Source organism: Streptomyces sp. NPDC056347, assembly GCF_042262625.1.
Taxonomy (GTDB): domain Bacteria; phylum Actinomycetota; class Actinomycetes; order Streptomycetales; family Streptomycetaceae; genus Streptomyces.
In genome coordinates, this window is sequence record NZ_JBHJQP010000001.1 from 37,421 (window position 1) to 63,301 (window position 25,881).

Annotated in this window: 21 protein-coding genes; 7 read left to right on the plus strand and 14 right to left on the minus strand. The window is 71.8% G+C overall.

Features of this window, described 5'->3' with window-relative positions; genetic code table 11:
• The first annotated feature begins 71 nt into the window (after nt 1-71).
• Nucleotides 72-3,593 carry a thiol reductant ABC exporter subunit CydD gene (gene cydD / locus ACFCV8_RS00210; protein WP_376682956.1) on the plus strand — a complete coding sequence of 1,174 codons (3,522 nt, stop codon included), beginning with the start codon at nt 72-74 and terminating at the stop codon, nt 3,591-3,593.
• A 136-nt stretch (nt 3,594-3,729) separates the two neighbouring features.
• Nucleotides 3,730-5,436 carry a GAF domain-containing sensor histidine kinase gene (locus ACFCV8_RS00215; protein ID WP_376682957.1) on the plus strand — a complete coding sequence of 569 codons (1,707 nt, stop codon included), beginning with the start codon at nt 3,730-3,732 and terminating at the stop codon, nt 5,434-5,436.
• 138 nt (nt 5,437-5,574) lie between these two features.
• Here the strand turns inward: ACFCV8_RS00215 and ACFCV8_RS00220 are convergent, their stop codons facing one another.
• The 6 genes from ACFCV8_RS00220 to ACFCV8_RS00245 form a co-directional block, all read right to left on the minus strand.
• Nucleotides 5,575-6,441 (minus strand): Cof-type HAD-IIB family hydrolase, encoded by an 867-nt coding sequence (locus tag ACFCV8_RS00220; RefSeq protein WP_376682958.1) that lies wholly within the window; start codon nt 6,439-6,441, stop codon nt 5,575-5,577.
• Between the two features lie 120 nt (nt 6,442-6,561).
• Nucleotides 6,562-7,461, minus strand: coding sequence for an LLM class flavin-dependent oxidoreductase (locus tag ACFCV8_RS00225; protein ID WP_376682959.1), 900 nt, complete (start codon nt 7,459-7,461; stop codon nt 6,562-6,564).
• A 132-nt stretch (nt 7,462-7,593) separates the two neighbouring features.
• Nucleotides 7,594-8,136 carry an RNA 2'-phosphotransferase gene (locus ACFCV8_RS00230; RefSeq protein WP_376682960.1) on the minus strand — a complete coding sequence of 181 codons (543 nt, stop codon included), beginning with the start codon at nt 8,134-8,136 and terminating at the stop codon, nt 7,594-7,596.
• A 149-nt stretch (nt 8,137-8,285) separates the two neighbouring features.
• Nucleotides 8,286-9,266, minus strand: a complete 981-nt coding sequence (locus ACFCV8_RS00235) for a MerR family transcriptional regulator (RefSeq protein ID WP_376682961.1) — start codon at nt 9,264-9,266, stop codon at nt 8,286-8,288.
• Nucleotides 9,263-11,032: an SDR family oxidoreductase gene (locus tag ACFCV8_RS00240; RefSeq protein WP_376682962.1), complete on the minus strand. Its 1,770-nt coding sequence runs from the start codon at nt 11,030-11,032 to the stop codon at nt 9,263-9,265. The genes ACFCV8_RS00235 and ACFCV8_RS00240 overlap by 4 nt, the downstream gene beginning before the upstream one ends.
• Nucleotides 11,029-11,880 carry a M24 family metallopeptidase gene (locus ACFCV8_RS00245; RefSeq protein WP_376682963.1) on the minus strand — a complete coding sequence of 284 codons (852 nt, stop codon included), beginning with the start codon at nt 11,878-11,880 and terminating at the stop codon, nt 11,029-11,031. Before ACFCV8_RS00245 ends, ACFCV8_RS00240 begins: the two co-directional genes overlap by 4 nt.
• A gap of 275 nt (nt 11,881-12,155) precedes the next feature.
• Here ACFCV8_RS00245 and ACFCV8_RS00250 point away from each other — a divergent pair, with 275 nt between their 5' ends.
• The 5 genes from ACFCV8_RS00250 (at nt 12,156) to ACFCV8_RS00270 (ending at nt 16,759) form a co-directional block, all read left to right on the plus strand.
• Nucleotides 12,156-13,190 carry an ABC transporter ATP-binding protein gene (locus ACFCV8_RS00250; RefSeq protein ID WP_376683031.1) on the plus strand — a complete coding sequence of 345 codons (1,035 nt, stop codon included), beginning with the start codon at nt 12,156-12,158 and terminating at the stop codon, nt 13,188-13,190.
• Nucleotides 13,187-14,098, plus strand: a complete 912-nt coding sequence (locus tag ACFCV8_RS00255) for an ABC transporter permease (RefSeq protein WP_376682964.1) — start codon at nt 13,187-13,189, stop codon at nt 14,096-14,098. The genes ACFCV8_RS00250 and ACFCV8_RS00255 overlap by 4 nt, the downstream gene beginning before the upstream one ends.
• Nucleotides 14,095-15,006, plus strand: a complete 912-nt coding sequence (locus ACFCV8_RS00260) for an ABC transporter ATP-binding protein (protein WP_376682965.1) — start codon at nt 14,095-14,097, stop codon at nt 15,004-15,006. The genes ACFCV8_RS00255 and ACFCV8_RS00260 overlap by 4 nt, the downstream gene beginning before the upstream one ends.
• Before the next feature lie 30 nt (nt 15,007-15,036).
• Nucleotides 15,037-15,756: an ABC transporter permease gene (locus tag ACFCV8_RS00265; RefSeq protein WP_376682966.1), complete on the plus strand. Its 720-nt coding sequence runs from the start codon at nt 15,037-15,039 to the stop codon at nt 15,754-15,756.
• Between the two features lie 304 nt (nt 15,757-16,060).
• Nucleotides 16,061-16,759, plus strand: a complete 699-nt coding sequence (locus tag ACFCV8_RS00270) for a hypothetical protein (protein WP_376682967.1) — start codon at nt 16,061-16,063, stop codon at nt 16,757-16,759.
• 174 nt (nt 16,760-16,933) lie between these two features.
• Here ACFCV8_RS00270 and ACFCV8_RS00275 read toward each other — a convergent pair whose 3' ends face one another.
• The 8 genes from ACFCV8_RS00275 to ACFCV8_RS00310 form a co-directional block, all read right to left on the minus strand.
• Nucleotides 16,934-17,740, minus strand: coding sequence for an HAD family hydrolase (locus ACFCV8_RS00275; RefSeq protein ID WP_376682968.1), 807 nt, complete (start codon nt 17,738-17,740; stop codon nt 16,934-16,936).
• Nucleotides 17,737-19,026 carry a serine--tRNA ligase gene (gene serS / locus ACFCV8_RS00280; RefSeq protein WP_376682969.1) on the minus strand — a complete coding sequence of 430 codons (1,290 nt, stop codon included), beginning with the start codon at nt 19,024-19,026 and terminating at the stop codon, nt 17,737-17,739. Before serS ends, ACFCV8_RS00275 begins: the two co-directional genes overlap by 4 nt.
• A 558-nt stretch (nt 19,027-19,584) precedes the next feature.
• Nucleotides 19,585-20,520, minus strand: coding sequence for a prephenate dehydratase (pheA, locus tag ACFCV8_RS00285; protein ID WP_376682970.1), 936 nt, complete (start codon nt 20,518-20,520; stop codon nt 19,585-19,587).
• A 35-nt stretch (nt 20,521-20,555) separates the two neighbouring features.
• Nucleotides 20,556-21,971, minus strand: coding sequence for an iron uptake transporter deferrochelatase/peroxidase subunit (efeB, locus tag ACFCV8_RS00290; protein WP_376682971.1), 1,416 nt, complete (start codon nt 21,969-21,971; stop codon nt 20,556-20,558).
• Nucleotides 21,972-21,979: 8 nt separating this feature from the next.
• Nucleotides 21,980-23,956, minus strand: coding sequence for a copper resistance CopC/CopD family protein (locus ACFCV8_RS00295; RefSeq protein WP_376682972.1), 1,977 nt, complete (start codon nt 23,954-23,956; stop codon nt 21,980-21,982).
• Nucleotides 23,957-23,970: 14 nt separating this feature from the next.
• Entirely contained in the window at nt 23,971-24,420 is a 450-nt protein-coding gene (locus tag ACFCV8_RS00300; RefSeq protein WP_376682973.1) for a copper chaperone PCu(A)C, read from the minus strand.
• Entirely contained in the window at nt 24,417-25,070 is a 654-nt protein-coding gene (locus ACFCV8_RS00305) for an SCO family protein (RefSeq protein WP_376682974.1), read from the minus strand. Before ACFCV8_RS00305 ends, ACFCV8_RS00300 begins: the two co-directional genes overlap by 4 nt.
• Nucleotides 25,071-25,115: 45 nt before the next feature.
• Nucleotides 25,116-25,853, minus strand: a complete 738-nt coding sequence (locus ACFCV8_RS00310) for a YcnI family protein (protein ID WP_376682975.1) — start codon at nt 25,851-25,853, stop codon at nt 25,116-25,118.
• Nucleotides 25,854-25,881 lie beyond the last annotated feature (28 nt).

Here is a 25,881-nt window from a genome sequence, read left to right on the forward strand (position 1 = left end):
GAAGCTTCGGCCTCCCCGGCCCGCCGGACGGAGCCAGGTCCGCCGACCGAGCTCGCTAGGGGCTGTTTCACGTGAAACCGATCGATCCGCGGCTGCTCCACCACGCCCGCGCCACCCGCCTCTTCCTGGCAGCCGTGGTGGCGCTGGGCGTGGTCGGGGCGGCGCTGGTCATCGCCCAGGCCATGCTCATCGCCGAGATCGTGGTCGGCGGCTTCGAGGACGGACTCACCGCCGCCGGGCTCCGGACCCCGCTGATGCTCCTCGGCGGGGTCGCGCTGGGCCGGGCACTGGTCTCCTGGCTGACCGAGCTCGCCGCGTACCGGGCCAGCGCGGCGGTCAAGTCCGAGCTGCGCGGCCGACTGCTGGAACGGGCCGCCGCGCTCGGCCCCGGCTGGCTCAACGGCCAGCGCACCGGCTCCCTGGTGGCGCTCGCGACCCGGGGCGTGGACGCGCTCGACGACTACTTCGCGCGCTATCTGCCGCAGCTCGGTCTCGCGGTGGTCGTCCCGGTGGCGGTCCTCGCCAGGATCGTCACCGAGGACTGGGTCTCCGCCGCCATCATCGTGGTGACGCTGCCGCTCATCCCGCTCTTCATGATCCTGATCGGCTGGGCCACCCAGTCGCGGATGGACCGCCAGTGGCGGCTGCTGTCCCGGCTCTCCGGCCACTTCCTCGACGTGGTCGCCGGACTGCCGACCCTGAAGGTCTTCGGCAGGGCCAAGGCGCAGGCCGAATCCATCCGTACGATCACCACGCAGTACCGCCGGGCCACCCTGCGGACCCTGCGGATCGCCTTCCTGTCGTCCTTCGCGCTGGAACTGCTGGCGACGCTCTCGGTGGCCCTGGTGGCCGTCACCATCGGCATGCGGCTGGTCCACGGCGAACTCGATCTCTACACCGGGCTGGTGGTGCTGATCCTGGCGCCCGAGGCCTATCTCCCGATCCGCCAGGTCGGCGCCCAGTACCACGCGGCCGCCGAGGGGCTCTCCGCCGCGGAGGAGATCTTCGCGGTCCTGGAGACCGAACTCCCCGTGCACGGAACGGCCGACGTCCCCGGCTCGCCGCGGCTGGAGCTGGACGAGGTGACCGTACGGCACGAAGGGCGCGGCGAGCCCTCCCTGGACCGGGCCTCGCTGGTCGTCGACGAGGGGGAGACCGTGGCACTGGTCGGCCCCAGCGGCGTCGGGAAGTCCACCCTGCTCGACGTGGTCCTCGGCTTCACCCGGCCGGACCGGGGACGGGTACGGGTCGGCGGCACCGACCTGGCCGAACTCGCGCCCGAGCGGTGGCGGGAACGGATCGCCTGGGTGCCGCAGCGCCCGTACCTCTTCGCGGGGACCATCGCGGAGAACGTACGGCTGGCCCGGCCGGACGCCGACGACCGCGCCGTGGCGGACGCGCTGCGGGACGCCGGGGCCCATGACTTCGTGTCGGCGCTGCCGGAGGGGGCGCTCACCAGGATCGGCGAGGACGGTGCCGGGCTCTCCGCCGGACAGCGGCAGCGGCTCGCGCTCGCCCGGGCCTTCCTCGCCGACCGCCCGGTGCTGCTGCTCGACGAGCCGACCGCGAGCCTGGACGGCGAGACGGAGGCGGGGATCGTCGAGGCGGTGCGGCGGCTGGCCGCGGGGCGGACCGTGCTGCTCGTCGTGCACCGCCCGGCGCTGCTCGCGGTGGCCGACCGGGTGGTGCGCCTGGCCCCGGCCGTGACCGCGCGGGCGGAGCGGGCCGGGACTCCTGCCACGGGGGCTCCCGGAACAGTGCCGAGGCAGGCGGGGAGCGCGGCCGCCGCCCCGGAACCCGACGGGCCCCGACGGGCCCCGGCCCGCCCCGGGCGTGTGCTGCGCAGGGTCCGGGAGGCGGCGGGGGCGCGGCGCGGCCGGCTGGCGCTCGCGCTGCTGCTGGGGAGCCTCGCCGTGGGTTCCGCCGTCGGCCTGATGGCCGTCTCCGGCTGGCTGATCGCGCGCGCCTCCGAACAGCCCCCGGTGCTCTACCTGATGGTCGCGGTGACGGCGACCCGGGCCTTCGGCCTGGGCCGGGCCGTCTTCCGCTACGCCGAGCGCCTGGTCTCGCACGACGCGGTGCTCGCGATGCTCGCCGAACTCCGCGTCGCGGTCTACCGGGGGCTGGAGCGGGTCGCCCCCGCCGGGCTGCGCCGGGCCCGGCGTGGGGACCTGCTCTCCCGGCTGGTCGCCGATGTCGACGCGCTCCAGGACTACTGGCTGCGCTGGCTGCTCCCGGCCGGGACCGCCGTGGTCGTCGGGACGGCGACCGTCGGCTTCGTCGGCTGGCTGCTTCCGGCGGCGGGCGCGGTGCTGGCCGCCGGGCTGCTGCTGGCCGGTGTCGGCGTGCCGCTGATCAGCGGTGCCTGCTCCCGGCAGGCGGAACGCCGCCTCGCCCCGGCCCGCGCCGAACTGGCCACCCGGGTCACCGACCTGCTCGGCGGGACCGCCGAACTGACCGTCGCGGGCGCCCTGCCCGCCCGCGTGGAGCGGACCCGGGAGGCCGACGGCGTACTGACCCGGATCGCGGCCCGCGCCGCCACCGCCACCGCGCTCGGCGGCGGCCTCGGGACGCTGGTCACCGGGCTCACCGTCGTCGCCACCGCGCTCGTCGCGCTGCCCGCCGTACGGGACGGCCGCCTCGCCGGTGTGGAGCTCGCGGTGCTGGTGCTGACCCCGCTGGCCGCCTTCGAAGCGGTGGCCGGTCTGCCGCTCGCCGTGCAGTACCGCCGACGCGTCGAACGGAGCGCGGAGCGGGTGTTCGAAGTGCTGGACGCCCCCCTGCCGGTGCGTGAGCCCGAGAGCCCGGCCGAGGCACCCGCATCGCCCTTCCCGCTGGAGCTGCGCGGTCTGTCGGCCCGGTACGCGGAGGCGGACCGCGACGCCCTCGACGCCGTCGACCTGACGCTGACCACCGGCAGGCGCATCGCCGTCGTCGGGCCCTCCGGATCGGGGAAGACCACCCTCGCGCAGGTCCTGGTCCGCTTCCTGGACGCCAGGGCCGGCACGTACCGGATCGGCGGGGTCGAGGCCGGTGCGCTGGACGGGGACACCGTGCGGCGGTACGTCGGGCTGTGCGCCCAGGACGCCCACGTCTTCGACAGCTCCGTCCGGGAGAACCTGCGGCTGGCCCGTCCCGGCGCGACGGACGCCGAGCTGCGGGCCGCCCTGGACCGGGCGCGGCTGCTCGACTGGGCCGACGCGCTGCCGGACGGGCTCGACACCCTGGTGGGCGAACACGGCGCACGCCTCTCCGGAGGGCAGCACCGCCGCCTCGCCCTGGCCAGGGCGCTCCTCGCCGACTTCCCCGTACTGGTCCTGGACGAACCGGCCGAGCACCTCGACCTGGCGACCGCGGACGCGCTGACCGCGGATCTGCTGGCGGCCACCGAGGGACGGACGACCGTGCTGATCACCCACCGGCTGAAGGGGCTCGACGCCGTGGACGAGGTGCTGGTGCTGGACGAGGGCCGGATCGTGCAGCGCGGCCCGTACGCCGAGCTGGCCGCCGCCGAGGGGCCGCTGCGCCGGATGCTGGACCGCGAGCGGGAGTCCGACGGGGCGCCGGCTCAGACCGTAGGCGCCCCGGCCTGAGCCGCAGGAAGCAGGCACGGAGGAGAGAGGAACGGACACGGGCGCGGAGGAAAGGGGCGCGGGCGCAGAGGGAAGAGACACGGATGCGGAGGAAATCCGACTTTCCTTGCTAATGGGTGCTAATTACGCTCGGGGTATGCCGGAGCAGGACCCGAACGACCCACTCGAAGCGGCGACCCGGGCGACCCGCGGTCTCCAGGGCCTGTCCGCCGAGATCACCGCCCGCATCCCGCAGCTGCTGGAGGCGATGCGATCCGTCGGCGCGGGCCTGGAGCTGCACTCCACCCTCGACCGGATCTGTGAGACCGCCGCCGAACTGGCCCACGCCCGCTACGCCGCGATCGGCGTCGTCGACGCGGAGGGCGAGGGCCTCTCCGACTTCGTCACGTACGGGGTGCCGGACGAGACGGCGGACCGGATCGGCCGCCGCCCCGACGGGCACCGGGGGCTGCTGGGCGCACTGATCCACGACCCGGCGCCGGTGCGCCTCGCCGACCTGACGGCCGATCCGAGGTTCGCGGGTTTCCCGCCCGGCCACCCGCCGATGCGGACGTTCCTCGGCGTTCCGATCCGGGTGCAGGGCGAGATCTTCGGGAACCTGTACCTGGCCGAGAAGGAGGGCGGCGGCGAGTTCAACGACTACGACCTGCACATGGTGCGGGTGCTCGCCACGGAGGCCGGGATCGCCATCGGCAACGCCCGGCTCTACGAGGCGGCACGCCAGCGCGAGCGGTGGATCGACGGCTCGGTGGCCGTGACGACCGCCCTGCTCTCCGGCGGGGACGCCGACGACGCGCTCTCCGTCGTCGCCGAACAGGCCCGTCGGCTCGCCGACGCCGCCGCCGGGGTGGTGCTGCTGCCCACCGGGGACGGCGGCCTGGAGGTCGTCGCCGTCTCCGCGGACGATCCCGCCTCCCCGCTCGGGGTGATCATCGGTCCCGAGAGCCCGGTGGCGGCGAGACTGCTGGACGGCGAGCCGGTCTTCGTGGACGACTCGGCCACCGATCCCCGGATGGTCACCGCCCTGGCACCCCGGTACGGCCCGAGCATGCTGCTGCCCCTGCACAGCGGCGGGCGGGTGCTGGGCGCGCTCGCCACCCCGCGCGCCCGGGGCGGCAGGGCGTTCACGGAGGCGGAGCGGACCCTCGCCACCCAGTTCGCCTCGCAGGCCGCGCTCGCGCTGATGATGGCCGAGGCGCAGCGGGACCGGGAGCGGCTGGCGGTCTACGAGGACCGCGACCGGATCGCCCGCGATCTGCACGACCTGGTCATCCAGCGGCTGTTCGCCACCGGGATGATGCTGGAGAGCGCCCAGCGCCGGTCGGCGGTGCCCGAGGAACGGAACGGGATCGGCCGGGCGGTCGACGAGCTGGACGTGACCATCCAGGAGATCCGTACCGCGATCTTCGCCCTCCAGCAGGAACCCGCCGAGGCGCCGTCGGGGCTGCGTACCCGGGTGCTGCGCGAGATCAATACGGCGGCGGTCCCGCTGGGTTTCAAGCCCGGGCACCGCTTCCTCGGCCCGGTCGACTCGCTGGTCGGGGAGCTGACCGGCAAGAACCTGATCGCGGCACTGCGGGAGGCCCTGTCCAACGCCTTCCGGCACGCCGACGCGTCGGTGATCGACGTGGTCGTGGACGCCACGGCGAAGCTGCCCGACGGGCGGGCGGCGGTGCGGCTGTCGGTCGCCGACGACGGAGTGGGCATCCCCGGGGGCGGCCGCCGCAGCGGGCTGCGGAACCTGGCGCGCCGGGCGGAGTCGCTGGGCGGGTCCAGCTGGTTCGGGCCCGGCATCGGGGAGGACGGCGGCGGCACGACGGTGGTGTGGGAGGCGCCGCTCTGAGGGCCGCCGGGTGGGGGCCGCGCGGGCTCGGTGCATTCGCCCGGGGATTCGGCCCGTGGGGCTCGGCGTATCCGGCCCGGGGCTGTCAGGCCGTAGGGAGCCGACGCACCCGGCCCGGGGCTCTCAAGCCGTACGGAGTCAGTGCACCCGGCCCGCGGCGCGGCGCTCGGCGATGATCCGCTCGATGACGACGGCGACGCCGTCCTCGCTGTTGGTGGCGGTGTGGCCGGTGGCGGCGGCGAGCGCGGCGGGGTGGGCGTTGCCCATCGCGTACGAGGCGCCCGCCCAGCGCAGCATCTCCACGTCGTTGGGCATGTCCCCGAAGGCGACGACCTCGGCGGGCGAGATGCCGCGCTCGGCGCAGCACAGCTCCAGTGTGCTGGCCTTGGAGACTCCGGTCGCGCTGACCTCCAGCAGGGCCGTGGGGCTGGACCGGGTGAAGACGGCCCGGTCCCCGGCCGCCGCCATGGCCAGGGCGAGGAACGCGTCCGGGGCCAGGTCGGTGTGGTGGGCGAGGAGCTTCAGCATCGGGGAGCCGGCACCGGGCGTCTCCTCGTGCAGCAGCTTCTCGACCGGGGCGACCGTGGCGTTCGGGTCCAGGTGGAGGGGCGGGTACTCCGGTTCGTAGTGGATGCCGGTGGCCAGCTCCACGGCGAAGGAGGCGCCGGGGGCGGCGGCCCGCAGCGCACCGACCACGTCCAGGGCGACGGCACGCTCCAGCGGACGGATCTTGACCAGCTCACCGCCCGCGTGCAGATCGGCCACCGCCGCGCCATTGGCGCAGATCGCCAGGCCGTGGCCGTGCACGTAGTCGCTGACGACCGTCATCCAGCGGGCCGGGCGCCCGGTGACGAAGAAGACCTCTATGCCCTCCTCCTCGGCGGCGGCGAGCGCGGCGACCGTGCGGTCGGAGACCGTCTTGTCGTCGCGGAGCAGGGTCCCGTCCAGGTCGGTGGCGATCAGCCGGACAGCGGCAGGCGAGGGCGAATCGGAAGCTGAGGTCACCCGCCCATTCTCCCGTACGAGCGTGCACGGGCGTGCGGAGGGGCGCACATCTGAGGATGTACGCCCCCGACCAGGAGAACATGCCTGGTGCATATGCCAAGAGCTCTGAACGGCGGAGGATCAGCCGCCGAGCTGGGCCAGTCCCTCGGTGGCGATGCGCTCGAAGACCTTCTCGTCCGCCGCGAAATCGGAGTCGGGGACGGGGGTGTGGATGACGATCTCCGTGAAGCCCAGCTCGAAGTGGGTGCCCGCGAAGTCCACGAAGGCGTCGAAGGAGTCGAGCGGGCGGTCCGGGGTGAAACCGGTCAGCAGGATCCGGTCCAACTCGGCGGCGTCCCGGCCGACGGCCTCGCAGGCCGCGTCCAGCTTGGCGATCTGTCCCCGGACGGCCTCCACGGACTGCGCGGGGGTACCCGTCTCGTACAGCTTCGGGTCGCCCGTGGTGACCCAGGCCCGGCCGTACCGGGCGGCCAGCTTCATGCCGCGCGGACCGGTGGCGGCCACCGCGAACGGCAGCCGTGGCCGCTGGACGCAGCCGGGGATGTTCCGGGCCCCGTTCGCCGAGTAGAACGTGCCGTCGTACGTCACCGCGGGCTCGCGCAGCAGCCGGTCGAGCAGGGAGACGAACTCTTCGAAGTGGTCGGCCCGTTCGCGCGGGGTCCACGGCTCCTCGCCGCTCCGGCGCAGCGTCGTGGCGTCGAAGCCGTCGCCCCCGGCGCCGATGCCCAGGGTGACGCGGCCGCCGGAGACGTCGTCCAGCGTGATGAGGTCCTTGGCGAGGGTGACGGGGTGCCGGAAGTTGGGGGAGGTGACGAGGGTGCCCAGGCGGATGTGCTCGGTCGCGGCGGCGGCGGCGGTGAGAGTCGGGACCGCACCGAACCAGGGGCCCTCGCGGAAGCTCCGCCAGGCCAGGTGGTCATAGGTGTAGGCGGCGTGGAAGCCCAGTTCCTCGGCGCGCTGCCAGATTTCGCGGCCTTCTCGCCAGCGGTGGATCGGCAGAATCACAGTGCTCAGACGCATGGCTACGACCATACGGTCACCGGTTGTCCGGGCCGGACTCACGGCCGATCGAGCCGCTGCCCGGTCGTCCCGCCGCCCGGTGGCCCGGTGGCCCGGTGGCCCGGTCGGTCGGTCGCCCCGTCGGCCGGGCGCTCAGTCGCGCAGTCTCAGGAACTCCGGCGGGACGGCTTCGGTGAGCCAGACCCCGTTGGCGCTGACGTGGAAGGTGTGGCCCGCGCGGTGCATCGCCCCCGCGTCCACCGGCAGCACGACGGGGCGGCCGCGCCGGGCGCCCACCCTGGTCGCCGTCTCGCGGTCGGGCGAGAGGTGGACATGCGTGCGGTTCATGGGCCGCAGCCCCTCGCTCCGGATCGACTCCAGCGCCCGGCCGACCGTGCCGTGGTAGAGGTACGCGGGCGGCTCGGCGGGCGGCAGGCCGAGGTCGACCGGGACGGTGTGGCCCTGGCTGGCCCGGATCCGGTCGCCCTCCACGGCGAAGCGCCGTTTGTCGTTGGTGGCGACGACATGGTCCAGCTCGGCCCGGGTGAGGTGGACGCCGTGCCGGGCCATGGCACGCAGCAGCGTGTCGACCGGCACCCAGCCCTGGGCGTCGAGCGTGATGCCGATGCGCTCCGGCTGGTGGCGCAGATGCTTCGAGAGGTACTTGGACACCTTGACGGTGCGTCTTTCGTCCATTGCGCCAGCGTGCCCGTGGCGACCCCTCCGATGCATCCGGGTTTCGGCCGTGACGTTCCGAAGAAAGTGTCTACCCACAGGTTTGATCCACAGTCAGTTCGACTTATCCACAGAGGAATTGACGATCCTGTGGACAACTCCCTGAAGTTTTAGGCGTTTTGGTCAATATTGTTCATATTTGCGATAGTTGGGGCGAGATGATCCAAAGTGCGTGCCTGTACCTCACGTTCGGTGGCGGCCGCGATGAACGCGGTGACGTTTTCCGCGCCAACCAGCCGCTGCACGGCCCGGATCGTCTGTGCCGGCAGCTCCACCGGAAGCGCGGCGAGCGGCGGGTCGTCCGTGCCGAGCGGAGTGTCCGCGCCGAGGTGGTGGTGCAGATGCCGGGTCGCGAACGTGCGCATGGCACGGGCCAGTTCGGCGTCGACCGTCTGCTGGGCGAGCGGTCTCAACCGGCGCACCATGGCGGCGGCCTCGGCCGCGTCCGAGTCGGTCGGCGGCCGGTGCCCGAGATAGCGGGCGAAGACGTGCTCGGTGGTGAACTCGAGGAAACGGGAGGCTATCTGCTCGACCTGGCCGCGAAGTTCCCTCAGATGGCCCGAGATCGCGATGAGCGGCACGCCCGCCGCGTGCAACTCCACGGCCACGGCAAGCTCCTGGGGGCTCGGCACCAGGAACTCGTCGTCCCTGCCCGGGACCGGCTCCAGCACCCCGAGCTCCACGGCCTCGGCGACCGCCTGGTCGTCCGGGACACCGCCGAACGCGTCGATCAGCTCGGCCAGCGAGATCCGGTCGGCCTGCTCGTCCGTCCAGGGGCCGTGCACCTCGGCCACGAGCCCGAGCACCCCGCCCAGGCCGCGGCCGGCGTCCCAGGCGTCCAGCAGCTCCTTGATGCTGGCCAGGGTGTAGCCGCGGTCCAGCAGGTCGGCGATCTGCCGGAGCCGGGCGAGATGGGTCTCCCGGTACACATTGGCCCGGCCGCGGCGCTCCGGCGTCGGGAGCAGGCCGCGGTCCTGGTAGGCGCGGATCGTGCGGACCGTGGCCCCGCTGGCGTGCGCCAGGTCCTCGATCCGGTACTCGGCGGCGGACGGCCGGTCCGCCGCCGGGGCCGGCCGCTGGGTGCCGCTCACAGCGGCGGCTTCATCCGGGCGATCCCGCGCAGCGCACCGGGGCTGAACCGGGAGAGGAGGCGGGCGCCGCGGGCCTCGGGGGTCACCGGCACCACGGCCTGGTTGCGCACCACGGCCTTGAGGATCGCGTCGGCGACCCGCTCCGGTGGGTAGTTCCGCAGCCCGTACAGTCTGCTGGTCCGCTTCCGCAGCCGGGTCTCCTCGGCGGCGTCGGCCCCGGCGAAACGCGTCGTCGCCGTGATGTTCGTGTTGACGATGCCGGGGCAGATGGCGCTGACCCCGATCGACCGCTCGGCGAACTCGGCCCGCAGGCACTCGCTGAGCATCAGCACCGCCGCCTTGGACGTGCTGTACGCGGGCAGTGCCCGGGACGGCTGATAGGCGGCGGCGGAAGCGGTGTTGACGATGTGGCCGCCCTGGCCGCGCTCGGCCATCTGCCTGCCGAAGATCCGGCAGCCGTGGATGACTCCCCACAGATTGACGTCGAGGACGTTCTTCCAGTCCTCGCTCGTGGTGTCCAGGAAGGAGCCGGACAGGCCGATCCCGGCGTTGTTGACCAGGACGTCGACGATGCCGTACTCGGCGGCCACCTTCTCGGCGAGCTTCTCCATCGCCTGCTCGTCGCTCACGTCGACCGCCTCGCCCCAGGCGTCCTGGGCGCCGATCAGCCGGGCCAGCTCCGCCGTACGGGCCGCCCCCTCCGCGTCCCGGTCCACGGCCACCACCCTGGCGCCCGCCTCGGCGAACGCGAAGGCGGTGGCCCGGCCGATGCCGCCGGCCGCGCCCGTCACCAGGACCAGGCGGCCGCCGAACCGGTCCGCGTACGCCCCGGTCGGCGCGGCGTCCCGGACCGGGGAGCTCTCCCCGGCCGTCTCGTTCGCGGCGACGAACTCGCTTATCCAGGCGGCGAGCTGGTCCGGCCTGGTGCGCGGTACCCAGTGTTTGCCCTCCAGGGAGCGGCGCACCAACCGGGGTGCCCACAGCTCCAGTTGGTCGTAGAGCTTCTCCGAGAGGAACACGTCACCGGTCGGCGTGATCAGCTGGACCGGCACATGCGCGTAGGCCTCGGCACGCGGCCGGCTGAGCCTGGCGCGGACGTTGTCCCGGTAGAGCCAGGCGCCGTGCGCCGCGTCGCCGGGCAGCGAGGCCGTCGGGTAGTCGCCGGCCGGAACCTTCTCCAGCCGCTCGAGAATGCGCGGCCACCGTTTGCCGAGCGGCCCGCGCCAGGCCAGCTCCGGCAGGACGGGCGTATGCAGCATGTACACGTACCAGGACTTGGCGCCCTGCCCGAGCAGCTGGCCGACCCGGCGCGGGGTGGGCCGGCTCATCCGCTGCTTGATCCAGTGCCCGAAGTGGTCCAGCGAGGGGCCGGACATCGAAGTGAACGAAGCGATCCGGCCCTCGGTCCGCTTGACGGTGGCGAACTCCCAGGACTGGACCGAGCCCCAGTCGTGCCCGACCAGATGCACCGGCCGGTCGGGGCTCACCGCGTCGGCGACCGCCAGGAAGTCGTCGGTGAGCTTCTCCAGGGTGAAGCCGCCGCGCAGCGGCTTCGGCGCACTGGACCGGCCGTGTCCGCGTACGTCGTACAGCACGACGTGCCACCGCTCGGCCAGCTGCTCCGCCACGTCCGCCCAGACCTCCTTGCTGTCCGGATAGCCGTGGACCAGGACGACCGTCGGCCGCGCGGGGTCGCCCAACTCCGCGACGCACAGCTCGATTCCACCCGTACGCACCCGGCGCTCACGCGCCTCCGGCAGGCTCATGCCGCCACCCTTTCCTCGGCCCAGCGCCGCACGTGCGGCAGATCGTCGTCCAGCCAGAAGGCGCTCTGCTCGGGGTCCTTGGAGTCGGTGACCACCAGGATCTCCTCGAACTTGGCGCCCGTGCCCCGGAATCCCAGATGGGGCTCGACCGCCCACAGCCCCGGCTGCGGCGGGTGGTCGGAGAAGCGGTACGGACTCCACAGCGGCGACCAGCCGTCCCGGTGGCCGTGCAGCGCGTCGCTCAGCAGCCCCTTGAGGGACTGGGTCCCGAAGCCGAACACATGCGGGGACCAGCGCCGTTCGGCGACGCGGTCGACCTTGTGCGCGATGACCCCGAAGGGGTAGGCGCGGTGCCGGTTGGCATAACCCTGCCCGACCATCAGGCGGTCGACGTCCTCGTATATCTCGCGCAACGACCGCCGTTCGCGCACCTCGCGCAGTATCAGCTCGCGGTGCGCCTCCAGGTCGGTGAGGAGCTTGTCGTGCAGCGGATTGGGGCCGAGGCAGCCGGAGTAGCCGATATCGGCCGTGAAGCCCTTGTACACAGGGGCCATGTCGAGGATGAAGGGCATCCCCGGCTCCAGCTCCCGGTTGCCCGGGAAGAACTGCAGCGGCACCCTGAACCCGGTGAATGCCGTGCGGTCGCCGAACCAGGCGAACGGGAGGTGGAACCAGTCCCGCACCCCGCGCTCGCGCAGCCAGTCGCGCTGCATCCGGGCCGCCTCGCGCTCGGTCACTCCCGGTACGAGCTGTCCCGCGACCGCCTCCGCGCAGGCGTACGCGAGGCTCTGCACCTCTCTGAACCCCCGGAGCTCCGGGGCCTGTGCGTGCTTCACCGCCGAATGCATGCCACCGTCCGTTCCCTGCCGTGTGCGGTACGTGCCCGTAACGTGACACTGATGAATGTGACAATGTCCGGCGGCTGCGTCAAGGGGTGTGCGCGCACCTGTGGACAACCCGTCCGCGGCCGCCCCGGGGACCGGGGACGTCATCCCCTGCGACGGCCCCCTACGGGTCCGTACATCTGGAGTCGGACGCCGATCCAGCCGCCAGGGCTGACGACCTGTGTGGCCCGCGCCACTACGTTCGGTATGTGACTGTGATCGCGACTGAGCGCCTGACTATGCGGTTCCCCCGGGTGACCGCGCTTGACCGGCTCTCCTTGGACATCGGCCCCGGCGTGACGGGGCTGGTGGGTTCCAACGGGGCCGGCAAGTCCACATTGATCAAGATCCTGCTGGGGCTGTCCCCCGCCACCGAAGGCCGGGCCACCGTGCTCGGGCTCGACGTCGCCACCGAAGGCGCCGCCATTCGGGAACGGGTCGGCTACATGCCCGAGCACGACTGCCTGCCGCCCGACGTCTCGGCCACCGAGCTCGTCGTCCACATGGCGCGGATGTCCGGGCTGCCGCCCACCGCGGCCCGCGAGCGCACCGCCGACACCCTGCGGCACGTGGGTCTCTACGAGGAGCGCTACCGCCCCATCGGCGGCTACTCGACCGGCATGAAGCAGCGGGTGAAGCTGGCCCAGGCGCTCGTCCACGACCCCCGGCTGGTACTGCTCGACGAGCCGACCAACGGCCTGGACCCGGTCGGCCGCGACGAGATGCTCGGCCTGATCCGCCGCGTCCACACCGACTTCGGCATCTCGGTCCTGGTCACCTCGCACCTCCTGGGCGAGCTGGAACGCACCTGCGACCACGTCGTCGTCATCGACGGCGGCACCCTGCTGCGCTCCAGCTCCACCAGCGACTTCACCCAGACCACCACCACCCTCGCGGTCGAGGTCACCGACAGCGACACCCACCCCGACGGCACCGGCGCACTGCGCCGCGCCCTCACCGCGGCCGGGGTCAAGCTGATCGGCCACGACGGGCTCGACACCCGGGGGCTGCCCGGCGCGGGCCACATCCTGCTGGTCGAGGCGGTCGGCGAGGAGACGTACGACACCGTGCGCGACAGCGTCGCCGGGCTCGGACTCGGCCTCGTACGGATGGAACAGCGCCGCCACCACATCGCCGAGGTCTTCCACGCCGAGGAGACCCACGCCGAGGAGGCCCACGCCTCCACCGCCCCGGCGCCCGGCACACCCGGCACATCCGCCACACCCGGCGCGCCCGCATCAGCCGCCCGTACAGCAGAAGGGGAGCGGTCGTGACGAGCACCGAGACCGGCACCGCGGCCGGGAGCGACACCTCCCGCATCCACAACATCGGCTACCGCTCCTACGACGGCCCCCGGCTGGGCCGGGGATACGCGCGGCGCTCGCTCTACGCGCAGTCCCTGCGCGGGGCTTTCGGACTGGGCCGTTCCGCCAAGTCCAAGGTGCTGCCGATGCTGCTCACGGGCGTGATGTGCCTGGTCGCGGCGATCATCGTCGCCGTCGCCATCGCCACCCCGGGCATGAAGGCACTGCCGATCAAGTACACCGCGTTCGCGATCTTCCTCCAGGCGGTGATCGGCCTCTTCCTCGCGGCCCAGGCGCCCCAGTCGGTCTCCCGGGACCTCCGCTTCAAGAGCGTGCCGCTGTACTTCTCGCGGCCGATCGAACGGGTGGACTACGTCGTGGCCAAGCTGGCCGCCATGGCTTCCGCCCTCCTCATTCTCACCGGCGCGCCGCTCGTCATCCTTTATCTCGGCGCGCTCCTCGCGAAGTTCGACTTCGCCGAGCAGACCAAGGGATTCGGACAGGGCATGGTCTCCGTCGCACTGCTCTCCGTGCTCTTCGCCGCGCTGGGCCTGGTGATGGCGGCGCTGACCCCGCGCCGCGGCTTCGGAGTCGCCGCCGTGATCGCCGTACTGACCATCACCTACGGCGCGGTCTCCACGATCCAGGCCATCGCCTGGCAGACGGGCTCCGAAGGCGCCGTCGAGTGGCTGGGGCTGTTCTCCCCCATCACCCTGATCGGCGGCCTGCAGACCGCCTTCCTCGGCGCGGACTCGGCCTTCCCCGGAGGGGAAGGCCCGGGAGCCGGGGCCGGCATGGTCTATCTGATCGTATTTCTCGCGCTCGTCTCCGGCTGCTACGCCGTGCTGATGCGCCGCTACCGGAGGGTCGGGCTGTGACCACCATCGAGATCGACCACACCTCGCGCTGGTTCGGCAACGTGGTCGCCGTCAACGACGTCAGCATGACGGTGGGGCCGGGCGTCACCGGGCTGCTCGGGCCCAACGGCGCGGGAAAGTCCACGCTGATCAACATGATGGCCGGGTTCCTCGCCCCGTCGACCGGCGCGGTCACGCTGGACTCCAGGCCGATCTGGCGCAACGAGGCCGTGTACCGGGAGATCGGCATCGTGCCTGAGCGGGAGGCCATGTACGACTTCCTGACCGGCCGCGAGTTCGTCGTCGCCAACGCCGAGCTCCAGGGACTCGGTGACGCGGAGGCGCAACGGGCCCTCGCCACGGTCGAGATGGAGTACGCGCAGGACCGCAGGATCGCGACGTACAGCAAGGGCATGCGCCAGCGCGTGAAGATGGCGTCCGCGCTGGTCCACGAGCCCTCGGTGCTGCTGCTCGACGAACCGTTCAACGGCATGGACCCCCGGCAGCGGATGCAGCTGATGGATCTCCTGCGACGGATGGGGGAGGAGGGCCGTACGGTGCTCTTCTCCTCGCACATCCTCGAAGAGGTCGAGCAGCTCGCCTCCCACATCGAGGTGATCGTGGCCGGGCGGCACGCGGCGTCCGGCGACTTCCGCAGGATCCGCCGGCTGATGACGGACCGCCCGCACCGCTACCTCGTGCGCTCCAGCGACGACCGCGCCCTGGCCGCGGCGCTGATCGCCGATCCGTCGACGGCGGGCATCGAGGTGGACCTGGGCGAAGGGGCCCTGCGCATCCAGGCGGTCGACTTCGGACGCTTCACCGAACTGTTGCCCAAGGTCGCGCGGGAGCACGGAATTCGCCTTCTGACCGTTTCGCCGTCCGACGAGTCCCTCGAATCGGTCTTTTCCTATCTCGTATCGGCCTGAGTAGTGGCCTGAAAGGAGCTGTGAAGCGTCATGTACGAACCCACAGTCGCCCGGCTCACCTACCGGGCCCTGCTCGGCCGGCGCCGGGCCGCCATCCTGTTCGTCCTGCCGGTCCTGCTGGTGCTGATCGCCGTCGCGGTACGGATGTTCGCAGGATCCGACGACCAGGTCGCCTCGGACGTGCTGGGCGGCTTCGCCCTCGCCACGATGGTGCCGCTGATCGGTGTGATCGCCGGGACCGGGGCCATCGGCCCCGAGATCGACGACGGATCGATCGTCTACCTGCTGTCCAAGCCGGTGAAGCGGCCGACGATCATCTTCACCAAGCTGATCGTCGCCATCGCCGTGACCATGGTCTTCTCGGCGCTGCCGACACTGATCGCGGGCCTGATCCTCAACGGCAACGGCCAGCAGATCGCGGTGGCGTACACCATCGCGGCCCTGGTCGCCTCGATCGCGTACAGCGCGCTGTTCCTGCTGCTGGGCACGGTCAGCCGGCACGCGGTCGTCCTCGGACTCGTCTACGCGCTGGTGTGGGAGGCCCTGTTCGGCTCGCTGGTCCCCGGGGCGCGCACGCTCAGCGTCCAGCAGTGGTCCCTCGCCGTCGCCGAGAAGGTCGGCGGGGCGGGCACGATCACCTCCGAGGTCGGGCTGCCGACCGCGACGGTCTTGCTGACGGCGGTCACGGTGGCGGCGACCTGGTACGCGGGCCAGAAGCTGCGCACGCTGAAGCTGGCCGGAGAGGAGTGAGAGGGGCCCGACGCCCTCATTCGCCCCCGGCGAAAAACTCCGTCAACCCCCGCCCTCCCGGCGGGGGTTGACGCATTCCGGGCACTCTTCCGCGTAACTGTGCGGTTATCGGTTCGTTGGTCGAGATGCGTGGAGGCAACTGGAATCCGTGGCGTCGTGGCTTTCGTGAATCAGGGGAATGCCGATACCGGTGGGGAGCACCCGCCGGGTCGGTCATCGAGTGAGTGGCAACCGTGAGCGTCCTCCGCCCTTCGAGCCCGGGACAGGGCTGTCCGTCATCCGTTTCACGACAGGAGGCATGCCCATGCCCACGGAAGTCGCCCTGCTCGAATCACGCGCGTTGCGTGTCGAACAGATGGGGCGCGTCGACGTCCTCGACAAGGTGAAGAGCCTTGTCATGCTCCCGGACGGAATTCACGTTCGCACAGAGGACGTGGCACGTTACTTCGAAGTATCCACAGCCACCGTGAGGAGGCTCACCGACCGCCACCAGGAGGAGCTGGCGGAGAACGGGATGCGGCTGCTACGTGGCGCTGACCTGCAAGCCTTCCATAGCGACATGATGTCGCTATGGGTGGGTGAAGGGCGGGAAAGTTATCCACAGGCGGCGGCTCGGCTCAGGGTCTACACCCGCAGGACCGTCCTCAACATCGCGATGCTTCTTCGCGACAGCGACATCGCCCGCTGCGTCCGCACGTATCTGCTCGACGCCGAGCGGGACCTGCGGGCGGGCTACGCCGCACTCGAACACCGGGTCACCCGGGTGGAGAGCTGCCTGGCCGGGGTCGGGGCCGCGCTCCAGGAGCTCGGGCCGGTCCTCGGCCGGATGTCGTACCGGCTCGACAGTCTCGACCGGAGGCTGGACACCACGCACCAGGTCGTCGGCGCGATGAGCGTGCGACTGGGGCATGTGTCGGAGAACGTCGTCCGGATCGACGCCCGGATGGATGAACTCGCCCACAACCTGAAGGACCTGAGCCGCCGCACCCGCAAGCAGCGCTGATCGGGCAGGAGTTCGCGGCCCGGAGTTCACGGCCGGGACTTCACCGCCGGAGTTCACGGCCGGGACTTCACCGCCGGAGGGTCACGGCCGGGACTTCACCGCCGGAGGGTCACGGCCGGGAGCGAACGAGCGGGTCGGTCCGCCCGCCCGCTCCCGGCCGTCACCGGCTCGGTGCTACGACGACTGGAGCAGCCGTTCCAGGACCACGGCGATGCCGTCCTCCTGGTTGGACGTGGTGATCTCCTGGGCCACGCTCTTCAGCTGCTTGTGCGCGTTGGCCATCGCCACGCCGTGCCGCGCCCAGGCGAACATCGGGATGTCGTTCGGCATGTCGCCGAAGGCCAGGGTGTCCGCGCCCTTCACGCCCAGCCGACGCGCGGCCAGGGAGAGCCCGGTCGCCTTGCTCAGCCCCAGCGGAAGGATCTCCACCACCCCCGGACCGGCCATGACCACGTCCACGAGATTGCCGACGGCCGCACGCGCCGCCGTCGCCAGGGCGTCGTCGTCCAGCTCGGGGTGCTGGATGTAGACCTTGTTCAGCGGCGCGGTCCACAGCTCGGCCGGATCGTCCGTGAAGACCGCCGGAAGCGGCCCGTCCTGTACGCGGTAGCCGGGGCCGACCAGCACCTCGCCGTCGAGACCGTCGCGGCTCGCCGCCAGGGCCAGCGGGCCGACCTCGGCCTCGACCTTGGACAGCGCCAGGCCGGCGAGCTGCCGGTCCAGCGTCAGCGAGGTCAGCAGCCTGTGCTCGCCCGCGTGGTACACCTGCGCGCCCTGGCCGCAGACCGCGAGCCCTTCGTAGCCCAGGTCGTCCAGGATGTGGCGGGTCCAGGGGACGGACCGGCCGGTGACGACGATGTGCGCGGCACCGGCCGCCGCGGCGGCGACCAGTGCCTCACGGGTGCGCTCGGAAACCGTTTCGTCGTCACGCAGCAGCGTGCCGTCGAGGTCGGTCGCGACGAGCTTGTACGGAAAGGTCACTTGGCGACCGGCTCCAGGACCTCGCGTCCGCCCAGGTACGGCCGGAGCACCTCGGGCACCCGTACCGAACCGTCGGCCAGCTGGTGGTTCTCCAGGATCGCCACGATGGTGCGCGGTACGGCGCAGAGCGTGCCGTTCAGCGTGGCCAGCGGCTGGAGGACCTTCTTGCCGTCACGGTTGTCGCGCATCCGGACGGACAGGCGGCGGGCCTGGAAGCCGTCGCAGTTCGACGCCGAGGTCAGCTCGCGGTACTTGCCCTGCGTCGGGATCCAGGCCTCGCAGTCGAACTTCCGGGAGGCCGAGGAGCCCAGGTCGCCGGTGGCCACGTCGATCACCTGGAAGGGCAGCTCGAGAGCGGTGAGCCACTGCTTCTCCCAGTCCAGGAGCCTGCGGTGCTCGGCCTCGGCGTCGGCCGGGTCGACGTACGAGAACATCTCGACCTTGTCGAACTGGTGCACCCGGAAGATGCCGCGGGTGTCCTTGCCGTACGTACCGGCCTCACGGCGGAAGCAGGGCGAGAAGCCGGCGTAGCGCAGCGGGAGCTGCTCGGCGTCGATGATCTCGTCCATGTGGTACGCGGCGAGCGGGACCTCGGAGGTGCCGACCAGGTAGTAGTCGTCCTTCTCCAGGTGGTACACGTTCTCCGCGGCCTGGCCGAGGAAGCCGGTGCCCTCCATGGCGCGCGGGCGGACCAGCGCCGGGGTCAGCATCGGTACGAAGCCGGCCTCGGTGGCCTGCGCGATCGCCGCGTTGACCAGGGCCAGCTCCAGCAGGGCGCCGACGCCCGTCAGGTAGTAGAAGCGCGAGCCGGAGACCTTGGCCCCCCGCTCCATGTCGATGGCGCCGAGCTTCTCGCCGAGCTCCAGGTGGTCCTTGGGCTCGAAGCCCTCGGCCCCGAAGTCACGGATCGTGCCGTGCGTCTCCAGGACGACGAAGTCCTCCTCGCCGCCGACCGGCACGTCCTCGTGGACGATGTTGCCGATCCGCAGCATCAGGCGCTTGGCCTCGGCGTCCGCCTCGTCCTGGGCCGCGTCGGCGGCCTTGACGTCGGCCTTCAGCTGCTCGGCCCGCTTGAGCAGCTCGGCGCGCTCCTCGGGCGAGGCCTTGGGGATGAGTTTGCCGAGCGCTTTCTGCTCGGAGCGGAGTTCGTCGAAGCGGACACCGGACGACCTGCGCAGCTCGTCGGCGGAGAGCAGGGCGTCGACGAGGCCGACGTCCTCTCCACGGGCGCGCTGGGAGGCGCGAACACGGTCGGGGTCCTCACGGAGCAGGCGAAGGTCAATCACCCCTCCAGGCTACCGGTGCGCACTTCCCCCGCTCGAACCGATATGGACGAGCGCGTCACTTTGCCCAGATTGCCGGAATTAGTGATGCTGGGGGAGATTGTGCGGCCGGAGAGGATTCCAGACGTCAATGAGGAGTGCCTATTCGCCCGAATGGGGCAGATGGGTTCACTCGCATGACGTATCGGCCTTGCCTGGAGCGGCAGTTGGGCCTCGCTTGTCCACAGGGTCCGGGGCTCCTGAAAGTTATCCACAGGGTGTGGGGAAGTTCTGTGGATAGCGGAGGGTGGCATTCCAAAATCCGTGTGGTGGCTCGCGGATTCCTGATTCAAACCCGCTTCAGACGCTCGTTCGGGTGGGAATTGGCCATCTTCGCGAGTTGATCAATGGAATTGGGGGGTGTGGGGTGCCTTAGGTGACCTGGTGGACTGTGAACGTGCCTACGGCGACCGGGGTGATTTGTCGATGATGTCGTAGCGGGCTGTCGACTTGTCCCCAGGCTGAAGGCGGCCCCTGTGGATAACTCGGTGGATAACTCGGCGCCACGTCGGTGCAGCGCCGTCAGCCCCGGCCGTCCAGATTCCTGGCCAGCCAGTCGGAGGCCTCGGTGAACTCCGTGTCCGAGGTACCGGGCCGCAGCGGGCGTACGTCCTGCGGCGCGACCCCGGCCCGCGGATACGAGCCCAGGAACCGTACCTTCGGGCAGATCCGCTTCAGCCCCATCAGCGCCTCGCCGACCCGGCGGTCCGCGATGTGGCCCTCGGCATCCACCGCGAAGCAGTAGTTCCCGATACCGGCCCCTGTCGGCCGCGACTGGATCAGCATCAGGTTCACCCCGCGCACCGCGAACTCCTGGAGCAGTTCGAGCAGGGCACCGGGGTGGTCCTCGCCCATCCAGATCGCCACCGACGTCTTGTCCGCGCCCGTCGGGGCCGCCGGTCGGGCGGGGCGGCCCACCAGGATGAAACGGGTCTGCGCGTTCTCCGCGTCGTGAATCTCGGTCACCAGCGGCACGAGACCGTAGGTCGCCGCCGCGAACTCACCGGCGAAAGCGGCGTCGTACCGGCCCTCCTGCACCAGCCGGGCCCCGTCCGCGTTGGAGGCCGCCGACTCCCACACGGCGTCCGGGAGGTGGGCGGCCATCCAGTTGCGCACCTGCGGCTGTGCGGCCGGGTGCGCGGTGACCGACTTGATCTCGGAGAGCTCGGTGCCCGGCCGCACCAGGAGCGCGAAGCTGATGGAGAGCAGCACCTCGCGGTAGATCATCAGCGGCTCGCCGGAGGTCAGCTCGTCGAGCGTCGCGTTGATGCCGCCCTCGACGGAGTTCTCGATCGGCACCAGGGCCGCCGCGGCGGCCCCGCTGCGTACCGCGTCCAGCGCGGCCGGAACGGAGACCATCGGGACGAGTTCGCGGGTGGCGGCTTCCGGGAGCGTACGGAGGGCGACCTCGGTGAAGGTGCCCTCGGGGCCGAGATAGGCGTAGCGCGTGGCGGACATGACGTCACCCTAATGGGCCTTCCGGGCCCCGGGGCTCAGGATTCGAGCAGCCGCTGCCCCACGTACTCCCCCTCCGCCGCACCGCCCGGCACCGCGAACAGGCCGCTCGCCTCGTGCCGGATGAACGGGGACAGCGCGTCGCCCCGGTCCAGCTTCCGCTGTACCGGCACGAAGCCGCGCAGCGGATCGGCCTGCCAGCAGATGAACAGCAGACCGGCGTCCGGCGTGCCGTCCGCCGAGATGCCGTCGTGGTACGAGAAGGGGCGCCGCAGCATGGCCGCGCCGCTGTTCTTCCCGGGCGAGGAGATCCGGGCGTGGGCGTTGTCCGGGATCAGGAGCTTGCCGTCCGGGCCCGCCCGGTCGAGGTCCATCGGCGTGGTCTCGGCGCCGCCGCTGAGCGGGGCGCCGTCCTTCTTCCTGCGTCCTATGACCTGCTCCTGCCGGGCCACCGGAAGCTTCTCCCAGTCGTCCAGCAGCATCCTGATCCGGCGCACGACCGCGTACGAGCCGCCCGCGAGCCACTCGTACGCGGTACCGGCCCCGGCGGGGACGAAGACGCGGCGGTCGAAATCGCTCTCGGAGGGCTTCGGGTTGTTGGTGCCGTCGACCTGGCCCATCAGATTACGGGCGGTCATCGGCCGGGCCGTGGCTCCGGGGGACCGGTTGAAACCGTTCATCTGCCAGCGGACCCTGGCCGCCGGAGCGGCCGCCCGCTGCACGGCGCGCAGCGCGTGGAAGGCCACGAGCCCGTCGTCCGCGCCGATCTGGACCCAGAGGTCGCCCTCGGAACGCCCGGCGTCCAGGTGGTCGGAGGAGAAGGGCGGCAGCGGGTCGAGCCCCGGGGGGCGCCGGTCGGTCAGCCCCGTGCGCCCGAAGAAGGTCCGGCCGAAACCGAAGGTGAGGGTCAGCGAGGACGGCCCGGCGTCCAGTGCGATCCCGGTGTCGTGGTCCGGGCCGTCCGCCGCGCCGCTCCCGGCGGACTCCCCGGCCATCAGCCGCGCGGCCAGCTCCGACCAGCGGCGCATCAGGACGATGGCCTCCTTGCGCCCGGCGCCGGGCACCAGGTCGAAGGCGACGATATGGCCGCTGGCCTGAAGCGGAGTGGTGATCCCCGGTTGATGTTTCCCGTGAAACATCGCTCGCGTGGTCCCGACCGTGGTCAGCGCGGTGGATTCGTCGGGCCGGGTCGCGGCGTAACCGGCCGCACCGCCCGCCGCGCCCAGCACCAGCCCGGCCGCACCGGCCGCACCCGCGCCGCCGATCAGCCGGCGCCGGGAGAGGGAGCCGCCGGTGCGCGCGCCTGCGTCCGCATCGTCCGTACGGCGGCCGTCCCCGGGACGACCGTCCGCGGCACGACTGTCCGCGGTACGGGCGTCCGCGGCACGACTGCTCGCGGTACGACGTCCGTTCGCCGTTCCGCTCCGTGTCTTCTCGCTGCTGTCTGTGCTCACGATTCTGCTCAGCCGATCTTCATGGTCTTGTCGACGGTCGTCTGATCGATGTCAGACGTGCGGACGGTCACGGCGATCTTCCAGTCGCCGGCCATCGGGATCCGGACGTCGGCGGCGGTCCAGTGCCCCTCGGCCAGCCGGACGGGCGCGGCGGGGAGGGGGCCGATGTCCTGGGACTTCAGCGTGAGGGAGACCTTCACCTCGGGGACGTCCATGGGCTTGCCGTCGGCGCCGTCGATCCACAGGTGCAGCTCGGTGGCGCCGCTGCGGGCCGGGGTGATCTCCAGCCGTACCGTTCCACTGCCCTTCTCGCCGCCGGTGTCGAAGGGTGCCTTCATGGTGACCGGGCCCGCGGTGGCCGGGGCGGAGGCCGCCGTCGACGCGCGGGACGCCGCCTCCTCGGTGCGCGCGGGCTCGGTCGAGGTCAGGACGGTCGTCACCGCCAGCAGCACCACGGCGACCCCCACCTCGGCCAGCACCGAGCGGCGCAGCCCGGACCGGTCGGGGTCGGCGTCGCGGAGCCGCTTCTTCTCGGCGGTGGCCACGGCGGCCTGCTGCCGGGCGAGCTGTGCCGCACGCTCGGGGTCGGCATCCTGCCCGGACACATCGGCGGCCACGGAAGCCCCAAAAGCCCCGGAAGTTCCGGGAGGGGCCCCGGCCTCTGCCGCACGGCCGCCCGCGCTCCCGCTTCCGCCCGTACCCAGCCGGGCCGTCCAGCGCCGTGACGTGAAGGCGATCGCGACCATGACGGCGACCAGCACCACCTTCGCGATCAGCAGCTGCCCGTACCCCGTGCCGGTCAGCGCGGACCAGGTGCCGACCTGGCGCCAGGACTGGTAGATCCCGGTCGCGACGAGCACGACGACGCTGCCGAACGCCATGGCGGAGAAGCGCCGTACGGCCGCGGCGTCGAGGTCGGGCGTGCGGCGCAGGGCGACCAGCAGGGCCACGAGACCGCCGAGCCAGGCGGCGACGGCCAGCAGGTGCAGTACGTCGACCGGCATGGCGATGCCCGGCTGGAGCCCGGCGGAGGCGTGCTCGGCGAGCGCCCACGTACCGGCGATGCCGGCGGCGATCACCGTGCCGCCGATGGCCAGCCCGAAGGTGAGGTCCTTCTGCTCACGCCGGTCCTCACGCCGGGGGTAGGTCCCGAAGAGCACGGCGATGAAGAGCGCGGAGGCCCCGAGCAGCAGCAGCCGGGAGACCAGCGCGGCACCGGGCTTGGTGTCGAGCACGGCCTTCAGGCCGTCGAGGTCGAAGGCGTCCGCGAGCTTTCCCGACCCGGTGTACGGGCTGCGCAGCAGCAGCATGGCCAGGGTGGCGACGGTCAGCGTCATCCACCCGCGCACCACGAGACGCTGGAGCGGACGCGCCCCCGCCCCGCGCTGCCAGCAGGCCAGCACGAAGGCGGAGCCGCCGGCCAGCAGGATGAAACCGGCGTACGCGGCGTAGCGCGCGATGCCGTAGAGCGTGCCGACGAGCCCTCCGCCGGCCTCCTGGTCCGGCAGGGCCGCGGCGGTCTGCGAGGGGGCGCCGATGGAGAAGGTGAAGGCGCCGGACACCGGGTGGCTGTCCGCGGACACGGCCTGCCAGGCGACGGTGTACGTCCCGTCGGCCAGCCCGGTGCGCAGTGCCACGCCGTACCGTACGGCGGAGTCGTTCTGCAGGTCGCGGGGTTCGGCGCCGGTGTCGGCGCGCTTGCCGTCCGGGTCCAGGACGCGGACGGAGTCCTTGCCGAGGGCGACCTGTTCGGAGAAGGTGAGCGTGACCTCCTCGGGGGCGGTGGCGACCACCGCCCCGTCCTGCGGATCGCTCCCGGTCAGCGCGGCGTGCGCGGACGCCGGGCCCGCGCCCGCCAGCAGCAGGCCGAACACCAGGCCGGCGAGGACGGCGAGGAGTGCGGCGACGGCGAACGGACGGCGGGTCGCGGGAGTGGCCGGGACCTGGGCCCGGGCCGGTCCGAAGTGCGGGGCGGTGGCTGTCATGACGAGTCAGTCCCTCACTGCGTCTTCGGGTTGTAGGTGGTCTCCTTCACGGGAAGGTCGACCTTTATCGGGTCGGCCTTCTCGAAGTGCAGCTCCACGGACACCTTCTCGCCCTGCTCGGGCCGCTGCTTGAGCTTCATGAACATGATGTGGTTCCCGCCGCGCCGCAGATCCAGGCGGCCGCCCGCGGGCACGTCGAAGGACGTCACCATGCGCATGGCCTCGTTCTTCGTCTCGTGGATCGTGATGTCGTCGGAGAGCGGGCTGGTGACGGAGGTGAGCCGGTCGGAGGTTTCGCCGCTGTTCTTCACGACGAGGAATCCGGCCGCCATGTCACCGACGGGCTGCGGCATGAAGGCGCCGCTCACCGTCAGTTCCGGTCCGCTCTGTGAGGAGGAACAGCCCGCCAGCGTCAGCCCCGCGGTGAGGGCGGCGACGCAGGCGAGCGCGGTGCGCCGGTTCACGGAGTGGCCCCCGTGACGATCTTCGGGAGGTCCTTGGCGTAGTCGTCCGGCGAGGTGTCCTCGCTGTAGACGAGGTAGCCCTTGTCGGTCTTCGGGGAGAACGCGATGACCTGCGAGCCGTGCATCGAGACGACCGTGCCGTCCTTCTCCTTCTTCGGCGCGTCGATGCCGATGCCGATCTGGCGCGCGCCGGCCTGGATGGCGGGGAAGGCGCCGGTGAGGCCGATGAAGGACGGGTCCTGGGCCTTGAGCCACGTGCCGAGCGAGGACGGGGTGTCCCGCTCGGGGTCGGTGGTCACCATGATGACCTGGAGCTTGTCCTGGTCGGCCTTGGGCAGTGCCTTCTTGGCGATGGCGATGTTGCTCATGATGAGCGGGCAGACGTCCGGGCAGTTGGTGTAGCCGAAGTAGATCAGCGTCGGCTTGCCCTTGGTCCGCTCGCGGAGGTCGAACTTCTTGCCGTGGGTGTCGGTGAGGACGAGATCCGGCTTGGTGAACGGCTGGTCCAGGACGGTCGCGGCGCCGGTCTTCGGCTGGACCGACACGTCGGCGATGGGCTTCTTGGCGTTGTCGTCACCGCTGCCGCAGGCGGACAGGGTGAGCGCGGCCGCGGCGGCGAACGCCGCGGCCAGCACCGTTTTCTTGTACATGGAGCACTGATTCCTGGTGGTCGGTGGGACGGGTGGGGCAGTGGATCAGGTGGTACGGCGGCGGCCGGCGAGCACGCCGAAGGCCACTCCGGCCACGCCGACGACGATGCCGACGATGCCGAGAACCCGGGCCGTGGTGTCACTGGCCGAGGCGTCCGAAGCGGCCGCCGTCTCCTTGCCGTCGGCCTTCGCGTCGCCCGCCTTCGGGGCGCCGACCGAACCGTGGCCGTCCTCGGCCGGCGCGGTCAGCGCGAGCACGGGCGCCGGGCTCTCGGGCTCCTCGGCGCCGGGCTTCTGCTCCTCGATCCAGCGGACGACTTCCTTGTCGTCATAGGTCTGGACGGCCTTGAGCACCAGCTGGTCGGCGTTCTCGGGGAGCTGGCCGAGGGAGAGCGGGAACTGCTGGAAGGAGCCGGGGCGGATGCCGCGCTCGTCCTTGGCGCCCTCGGCGGTCCAGGTCACCTTGGAGACGGCCTCGTTGATCTTCTGGCCGTGCATCTCCAGCGGCTTCGCCAGCTTGCTCCTGGTGACCTCGACGTTCCAGCCGGGGACGGCCTGCGGCATGACGGAGGCCAGCGGGTGGTCGGTCGGGAAGTTGACCTCGACCTTGGTGGTCGCGGCGTCGTCGCGCTCGTTGGGCACCTTGACGTTGACGGTGGCGTACCCGCCCTTGGCGGCCTCGCCCACCGGCTGCACGCTGACGTGCGCGGAGGCCGTACCGGCGAGAAGGAGGACGGTGGACGCGGCGAGGCCGCCGGCGAGGGCGATGCGGGAAACGTTCATGACAGGAATCACTCCACGAAGCACGAAG